At 70.0% G+C, this 1,652-nt stretch carries 2 protein-coding genes; both read left to right on the forward strand.

Annotated elements, in window-relative coordinates:
• Nucleotides 1-1,147 (forward strand): cellulose synthase subunit BcsC-related outer membrane protein (locus AC6EI8_RS26385; RefSeq protein ID WP_498383376.1); only part of this gene is annotated, 1,147 nt, incomplete at its 5' end.
• A gap of 18 nt (nucleotides 1,148-1,165) precedes the next feature.
• Nucleotides 1,166-1,652: BcsE family c-di-GMP-binding protein (locus AC6EI8_RS26390; RefSeq protein WP_498383377.1), on the forward strand; the 487-nt coding region annotated here is incomplete at its 3' end.

Consider the following 1,652-nt stretch of genomic DNA (forward strand, 5'->3'; position numbering starts at 1 on the left):
TGCGCGTCGCGACGGCCAGGTCGCCACCGCGACGCTGTTCTCGCGCAAGTCCGGCGACAGCGGCATTTCCGAGCTGAGCGCCACCGAAATCCCGCTCTACGTGCGGATTCCGCATGGCTACACCGGCCATGTGTTCTTCCACGCCGATACCGTGCTGCTCGATGCCGGCACGCTGCGCACGGACGTCGCCAACGGCGCCGACGAGTTCGGCCAGATCGCCGCGCGCGGCGGCGCCGGCATCGCGCCGCGCGGGCAATCCGACAAGGGCGTGGCGCTGGCCGCGGGCTATGCGTACAACGGCGCCTACGACAGCTGGCGCGCGGATCTCGGCACGACCCCGCTCGGCTTCCTGCAGCAGACCGTGGTGGGCGGACTGCGCTATCGCGCCGAACTGAACCGCGCCGCGGCCACGGTCGACGTGTCGCGCCGCGCGGTCACCAGCAGCCTGATCTCCTACGCCGGCGCGATCGATCCGGCCAGCGGCGAACGCTGGGGCGGCGTGGCGCGCAACGGCATCACGCTTGGGTACTCGCACGATGTCGGGCGCGGCAGCGTGTTCGCCACCGTTGGCGCCGGCATGCTGACCGGGCACAACGTCCGCACCAATCGCGAGTTCACGGTGCGCGCCGGCTTCGACTGGCCGCTGCTGCAGGCGCGCAACCAGCGCGTGACCAGCGGACTGGTGGTCAACTACTGGCGCTACCAGGAAAACCTGCGCTACTACACCTTCGGCCACGGGGGCTACTACAGCCCGCAGCGTTATCTTTCGCTGGCTGTGCCTCTCGAATGGACCGGACGCCGGGGCGCGTGGTCATGGAGGCTGGGTGGTTCGGCCGGTTGGTCGGATACGTATGAAAAGGACATGCCGTTCTATCCGACCCGGCCCTGGCTGCAAACGATTGCGGGCGATCAGCGCGTCGATGCTAACTATCGCGGCGGAAACGGCGGCGGCTTCAGCTATACCGCGCTGGCCGCGGTCGAATACCGCTTCGCGCCGAAGTGGGTCGCCGGCATGGCGCTGCAGATCGACCGCTCGCGCGACTATGCGCCCAATCGCGCGATCGCCTATCTGCGCTATCACTTCGAACCGCAGCGCGGGCCGGTGCCGTTCCCGCCCGAGCCGGTTCGGCCGTATTCCTCGTACTAGATCGGATCGACGCGAATCATGAACCCATCGACGAGGCCCGCCACCACCTCCCTGACACCGTCCTCCGCCGCGGCGATGGCGACGCCCGCCCCGCCGCGCTCGGCGCTGTTCGCGCGGCTGCAGGCGCGGCCCTCGCTGGCGATCGACGGCCTCCCGGCCGAACTGGCGACGCTGGCGCCTGGCCACGTGCATATCGTCTATGCCGAGCCGTCGCCGGCGCGCGATGCGCTGTTCTGGCAGACCGCCGCCAACGCGCTGCGCGGACCGGCCACGGTGCTGTCCGCACGTCCGGTCGACGGCATCGCGCAGGCGCTGCGCGAGCACGGCCTCGATATCGACGTCGACGGCGCGCTGCATCATCGCGCCAATCTGTGCGGGCTGCGAGTCGGCCGCGCTCACGGCAGCAGCAACGGCAATGGAAGCCGCGCCGCCGGCATCGACACGCTGACCGATGCGCTGCAGGCGCTGGCAGACCAATGCGCGGCCCGCCACAGCGTGGTGATGA

It is taken from the genome of Cupriavidus sp. R6-3, assembly GCF_059772245.1.